Source organism: Hymenobacter sp. IS2118, assembly GCF_000715495.1.
In the GTDB taxonomy this organism is placed as follows: domain Bacteria; phylum Bacteroidota; class Bacteroidia; order Cytophagales; family Hymenobacteraceae; genus Hymenobacter.
Window position 1 is genome coordinate 26,020 of the sequence record NZ_JNLX01000117.1, and the last position, 6,468, is coordinate 32,487.

General features: G+C 58.5%; 6 protein-coding genes. 5 read left to right on the top strand and 1 reads right to left on the bottom strand.

Annotation, left to right across the window (positions count from 1 at the left end; all coding sequences use genetic code 11):
* Entirely contained in the window at positions 1 to 696 is a 696-nt protein-coding gene (gene tsaB / locus GM79_RS10035; RefSeq protein ID WP_035563095.1) for a tRNA (adenosine(37)-N6)-threonylcarbamoyltransferase complex dimerization subunit type 1 TsaB, read from the top strand.
* An 18-nt stretch (positions 697 to 714) separates the two neighbouring features.
* Here tsaB and GM79_RS25780 read toward each other — a convergent pair whose 3' ends face one another.
* On the bottom strand, positions 715 to 885 hold the full coding sequence (locus GM79_RS25780; protein ID WP_200875598.1) for a hypothetical protein: 171 nt from the start codon (positions 883 to 885) through the stop codon (positions 715 to 717).
* A gap of 77 nt (positions 886 to 962) precedes the next feature.
* Here GM79_RS25780 and GM79_RS10045 point away from each other — a divergent pair, with 77 nt between their 5' ends.
* The 4 genes from GM79_RS10045 to GM79_RS10060 all read left to right on the top strand — a co-directional run bounded on the left by GM79_RS10045 (position 963) and on the right by GM79_RS10060 (position 5,852).
* Entirely contained in the window at positions 963 to 1,490 is a 528-nt protein-coding gene (locus tag GM79_RS10045) for a DUF2480 family protein (protein WP_035563098.1), read from the top strand.
* Between the two features lie 100 nt (positions 1,491 to 1,590).
* Positions 1,591 to 2,928, top strand: coding sequence for an APC family permease (locus GM79_RS10050; RefSeq protein ID WP_051718728.1), 1,338 nt, complete (start codon positions 1,591 to 1,593; stop codon positions 2,926 to 2,928).
* Between the two features lie 149 nt (positions 2,929 to 3,077).
* Positions 3,078 to 4,313 carry a hypothetical protein gene (locus tag GM79_RS10055; protein WP_051718729.1) on the top strand — a complete coding sequence of 412 codons (1,236 nt, stop codon included), beginning with the start codon at positions 3,078 to 3,080 and terminating at the stop codon, positions 4,311 to 4,313.
* Between the two features lie 336 nt (positions 4,314 to 4,649).
* Positions 4,650 to 5,852 (top strand): serine hydrolase, encoded by a 1,203-nt coding sequence (locus GM79_RS10060; protein WP_035563100.1) that lies wholly within the window; start codon positions 4,650 to 4,652, stop codon positions 5,850 to 5,852.
* Positions 5,853 to 6,468 lie beyond the last annotated feature (616 nt).

A 6,468-nucleotide genomic window follows, 5' to 3' on the forward strand; every position in this document is an offset into this window, starting at 1 on the left:
ATGCAAACGCTCCTTCTCTCCCTCGAAACCTCGTCGCCCGTCTGCTCGGTGGCCCTGCACCGCGTTGCCGACGGCTCCCTTATCGGCCAGACCGAGCTGCGGCTTGATAAGTCGCACTCCACGCACCTCACCATTTTAATTGAGCAGCTGCTGGCTAATGCCGGTCACCAGCTGGCCGACCTCGCTGCCGTGGCCGTGAGCGACGGGCCCGGTTCTTATACCGGCCTGCGCATTGGGGCCGCCGCCGCTAAGGGGCTGTGCTTCGCGCTCGATATACCGCTGGTAGCCGTGAGCACTCTCAAAGCCCTCGCGGCGCAAGTGGCAGCCGGCACCGCCCGGCCCGAAAACCACTTCTATTGCCCCATGCTGGATGCCCGGCGGCAGGAAGTGTATGCCGCCATGTACACCCACGAGGGACAGGAGGTGCTGGCGCCCACGCCCCTCATCCTCGACGCCGATACGCTGGCTGAACAATTGGCCCGGCACCCGACGTTGTTCTTTGGGAACGGCGCGGCAAAGTTTCAGGCGGTGCTGGGAGAACATTCCAACGCCGGTTTCCTGGCGGGGATTGAGCCTTCGGCTATTGCGGTGGGGCAGTTGGGCGTGGCGGCGTTTCAGCGGGAGGAATTTCAGGACGTGGCCTATTACGAGCCGTTTTATCTGAAAGAAGTGTACACCACAACGCCGAAGAAGTAGTCGTTGTGAACTTGCGGCCTAGTGCCGGTAGCCCTGCCAGGTGCCGCCGTAGCGGTAGCCCGGTTGGGTTTTGGCTTTGATACAACAACGCTCGCACACAAAAATCCAGCTCTTGCCGCCGGCCGTCGTTTGAATCCTGTATAGCGTGGTAGCTTCTTGCTGGCAATGCGCGCAAAGCTTGGTTTTCATGGTTGCTGGCTTGTTTTGCTACTGTTGTAACTGTTGCCCGCCAGGCACTGTTCTAATTTATTCTGCTAATAATTTTTATGGAAACGGAACCCCTCTTCGTCAACCGCGTCGCTAACTCCGGCCTGGTTACCCTCAACCTGGAAGAAATGCTGCACTCCGGCGAACGAGTGGTGTACGACATCAAGGACAACCTTTTCCACGGCCTCATGCTGCGCGAAAAGGATTTCCGCGAGTTCGTGAAAACCCACGACTGGACGCAGTACGACCAGAAAAACGTCGCCATCATCTGCTCGGCCGATGCCATTGTGCCCACCTGGGCCTACATGCTGCTGGCCACCAAACTCCAGGGGCACGCCCACCGCTACGTCTTCGGTAACCTCGATGCCCTGGAACAGTCGCTGTTTGAAGAAGCCATCGCCGCGCTCGATGCCGAAGAATACCGCGACGGCAAAGTGGTGGTGAAAGGCTGCGGCGACAAGCCTGTGCCCACTTTCGCCTACGTGGCCATCATGCAAAAGCTCCTGCCCGTCACCAGCAGCATCATGTACGGCGAGCCGTGCAGCACCGTGCCGCTCTACAAAAAGCCCAAAGCAGTGGCGCAGTAAAGGGAACAGGATAAGAGAGAACCGTCATGCCGGGCGTAGCCGAAGCATAACGGTTCTTTTTTCTTAACCCGCTCGGATAACTCGTTCGCATCTTTGCACCATGCCCGAGCACACCCCTTATAAAATAACGTTTCTCACCGGCGCGGCCATTGTCATCGCCAACATGGTGGGCACGGGCGTTTTCACCAGCCTCGGTTTCCAGGTGCTGGGCATCGAAAGCGGCTTTGCGCTGTTGATGCTGTGGCTGGTGGGTGGCCTTATTGCCCTCTGCGGGGCCGTGAGCTACGCCGAACTGGCTTCGGCCATGCCCCGCTCAGGCGGCGAATACCACTATCTGACCCAGATTTACCACCCGGCCCTGGGCTTTTTATCGGGTTGGGTTTCGGCCACGGTGGGCTTCGCGGCCCCCACGGCGCTGGCCGCGCTGGCATTGGGCCAATACGCCAAAAGCGTGTGGCCGGGCCTGGAGCCGCAGTGGCTGTCGGTGGCCGTAGTGCTGGCCCTCACCGTTGTGCACGGCAGCAGCACCCGCGTCGGCAGCCGCCTCCAAATCATCATTACTGCGCTCAAAGTAGTCGTGCTGGTGGTTTTTATCGGCGCGGGCATGGTGGTAGGGGAGGGGCAGCCCATCAGTTTCGCGCCCGATGCCGCCGGCTGGCGTGCCCTGCTCAGCCCCGCATTCGCCGTGAGCCTCGTGTATGTGAGCTACGCCTACTCCGGCTGGAACGCGGCCGTGTATGTGACCGGTGAAATCGAAAACCCCCGCCGCAACCTCTCACGCATCCTGCTCGCCGGCACCGCCATCGTGCTCCTATTGTATGTCGGGCTGAACTATGTCTTCCTGCGTTCCACGCCAATTAACGGGCTGAAGGGCCAACTGGAAGTCGGCTTCGTGGCCGCCACCTCCCTTTTCGGCCCTATCGGCGGGCGCATCATGGGCGGCGTTATCGCGGCCCTATTGGTTTCCACCATCAGCTCGATGGTTTTTGCCGGCCCTCGCATCGTGCAAACGATGGGGGAGGACATCCCCGCTCTGCGCTTCCTGGCTCCCAAAAGCCGCGCTGGCATCCCCGTCCGCGCCCTCGTCCTGCAAACCGTCATCACCCTGGCCTTTATTCTGAAGCCCAGTTTCCAGGGCGTGCTGGTTTATGCTGGCTTCGTGCTGAACCTGTTCACCTTCCTCACGGTGCTGGGGCTTTTCGTGCTCCGCTTCCGTCAGCCCGACCTACCGCGTCCTTACCGCGCCTGGGGCTACCCATTTACGCCGCTCCTTTTCCTGGCCCTCAGCGGCTGGACGCTGCTTTTTATCCTGCGCGACAAGCCTTTGGAATCCCTCTATGGCCTGGCTACTCTGGTAGTGGGAGTATTGGTGTACTTCGTAACTGTTCGCATCGGTCGCCCGGTATCGGCCGAAGCGCACGGTCACAACAGCTTCTAACGGCTCTAACCAATCCATTTACCGCGCCTGATTCCTCCTTTCCCAAACCCGTCGTCTGGCTCACCTCTCTGCGGGAGAGGGGGCCAGCCCCGTAGGAGGCTCGTGAGGTGAGCCACCGTAACTTGCACCTTCATCCACTCCTATATATAATGTCCCTCCGCACCGCCGCACTCCGGCTGCTTCCCGCCATCCTGTTTCTGTTCTCCGCCTGCACCGAGTCAAATACCAAAACTGAAACCACTGGCAAGCAGGAAACGATGGCCACCACGGCTGATGCCATCGATTCCACCGAAGCAGCCCCGGTAACTGCCGCACCTGCCAAGCCTGCCGCCGCCCCCGACACCACTTATGCCCAGGACGTGGCTCTGTTCCTCGGTGGCCAGCAGCCCAGCCAGCACAGCGACCTCGCCGCTCTGGCCGCCACGCCCGCCTGGCAAGCCTTCGCCAAAGACCAGGACAAGAGCTGGGAGAAATACCGCGCCACTCACACCACGCGCATGACCCAGTGGGCCAATACCGAGCTTGATTCGGTCCACGCCAATAGCCCCACCACCTTCTACCCCTTCAGCGGCCCCGATTTCCTGAACGTCGTCACGATGTTCCCCACCAGCCAAACCTACGTGCTCATGGGCCTCGAACCCGTTGGCAGCATCCCCGCCCGCACCACCCTCAAAAACCCCAAGCTGCTGCCCGCCGTCAAAACCTCGCTCTGGTCGGTGCTCAATTTCAGCTTTTTCCGCACCAACGACATGGCCGTGGACCTGAAATCCGTCGAGCTCGACGGGGCCCTGCCCCTCATGATGCTCTTCGCCGCCCGTACCGGCAACCAAATCACCGCCATCCGCCCCGTGCAGCTCGACGCCACTGGCCAGCTTCAGCCCGCTGATTCCATCCAAACCCCCGACCCTAAATCCATTCCCGGCGTCGAAATGAAACTCCGCGGCCCCGACGGCCAGCCCAAAACCGTCTACTATTTCTCCGCCGACCTCAGCGACTGGAAGCTCAACGCCAAGCCCGCCCCCCTCGAATTCGTGCGCCACCTCGGTCCCCTCACCACCTATGTGAAGTCGGCCACCTACCTCATGCACAAAAGCTATTTCAACAAAGTGCGCCGCACCGTTCTTCGTCGCAGCCAATACATTCTGCAAGATGATTCCGGTATCGCCATGAAGTACTTCCAAAAAGGGGCCTGGGATTTCAATTACTACGGCACCTACCGCCGCCCCATCAACCTCTTCGCCAAGCAATACCAGCCTGAACTCACTGCCGCCTACCGCGACACCCTCCACAAGCCCAAAGCCCTCCCGTTCGGTACCGGCTACAACTGGCGTCAAACCGATTCCAACCTCCTCCTCGCCAAGCGCCTGGTCCCCCTAGCCGACTAAAACCCGCACAAAACCAGCCTAAAGGACCGTGGTGGCAACATCATGGTCCTTTTTGTTTTATTTATTCTGTTCAGAACGAAACAGAATGTCATACTGAGCTTGTCGAAACATCTTTACTGCAACAACAATTAGCTTCCCTATCTTATGAAAATTCCTCACCAATCCCGCCCCTCTCTATACTATATAACAGGAGTCGCCTTGCTGCTACTAATAACAACCTTAGTAACACCAGTTGCAAAAGGAATAAGCCCGGTCCTGTCGTTCCATAAGAGCGCAAGCAAAGTAACCGGCCTTCACGAACCGGTGCCTCCTCTTTTTAGGGAAAGGGGACAGGCGGTGAGGTCAACGCCAGGAGACTCGCCCCTCCTAGATTCCCTACTCCAAGCCAATCCCATACTCAAGCGAGTAGCCAACAACCCCCAATACGAGCTCCAAATTATCTACACCCAAATTAACCGCGACGCCCAAAACCGCCCCACCTTCATTCCGCACACCTACCACCTCAATCCCCGTCAGTACTTCAACCCAGCCAGCCTAGTCAAACTCCCCGTCGTCACCCTTGCTCTCGAAAAGCTCAACGACCTCAACAAACCGGGAGTCACCCGCCGCACTATCATGGCCACCGGTACCGCCTACCGCTGCCAAACCCCCACCTCCTTCGCCGCCCCCGCCGACAGCGACCGCACCGCCACCGTCGGCAACTACATCAAACGCATGCTCCTGGTCAGTGATAACCTCGCCTACAACCGCCTCTACGAATTCCTCAGTCAGCAACACCTCAACCAGCGCCTCAAGCAACTCGGTTACCCCAACGCCCGCATCACCCGCCGCTTCGCCCCCTGCGACACTGCCGCCAACCGCCATACCAACCCCATCAGCTTCCACACCCCCCAGGGCGATACCCTACATAAGCAACCCGCCCAATACAACCCCACCGCCTACCACAGCCCCCTCGGCCGCGTCCTCAAAGGTCGCGCCCACCAAGCCGGCACCCGCGTCATCCCCGAACCCTACGATTTCACCACCGCCAACCACCTCCCACTCCCCGACATCACCGCCCTCCTCCAAAGCCTGCTTTTCCCCGAATCCGTCCCCGACGCCCTGCGCCCCCACCTCACCTCGACAGATTACGCCTTCCTCCGCCGCTACTTGCACGCCACCCCTCATGAGTCCGGTTTCCATCCCTACGCCCCCGCCCGCTACTTCGATGCCTACAAAAAATACATATACTACGGCCGAAACCCCAACCTCCGGCAGCAATCCACCCTCCGCATTTACAACATCGTCGGCATGTCCCACGGCTTCGTGTCCGATATCGCCTACTTCGCCGACTCCCTCCACCAGTCCGAATTCATGCTCAGCGCCGTGCTCTACGTCAATAAAAACGGCATCATCAATGACGGCACCTACGAATACGACACCATCGGCCAGCCCTTTCTCGCTCAACTCGGCCGCCAAATTCAGCAATACGAAGCCCAACGCCTCCGCCAATACCGCCCCAACCTCACTGAATTCTTCGCCCCCGAGCCCATCAGCTAAATTTCTCCAATTTTTTACCTCCCGCTAAGTACCTGATTCCTAAAATTCCATCGCCCCATTTACCCAACCGCCGCACCACCACCAGCCCCAATCTTACATCCACGCCTTGTAAGCCCAGAAAATCCTCCTAATTTTGCAGTCCCAAAACGTCAACCGGACGCCGGGAGCTGCCAAAGCAACTGCTTGATCAGCGAATTGAAAAGCGAGGAGCCGCCCGGTCGCACTACCTGTATTGCATCCCGAGCCCGCCGAGCAAAGCTTTCGAAAATTAACTTTCGAAAGCCCTTGCAAAAGCCGAGAAAAGCGCATTACCTTTGCACCCCGCTTCGATAGGAGGCCGGAAAGACTTGAAAAGCGAAACGAAGACAAAATAAAAAAATTTTCTCTTTCGCTTGTCTGGTAAAAACTTCTGCTTACCTTTGCACTCCCAATCGCAAGAAAGGGATTTGAAAGCAAGAAACCCCGGCTGCTAACAGCCACACTATCACGCCAACTGGGCTGATACACGTTCTTTGAATGTTTGGAAAAGACAAATAGTAAGGGCTTCTCACAGTGATGTGAGGAGCAGCAATTACAAGCGTAACACGAATACACAGAACTCGTTAATACGAGTCGG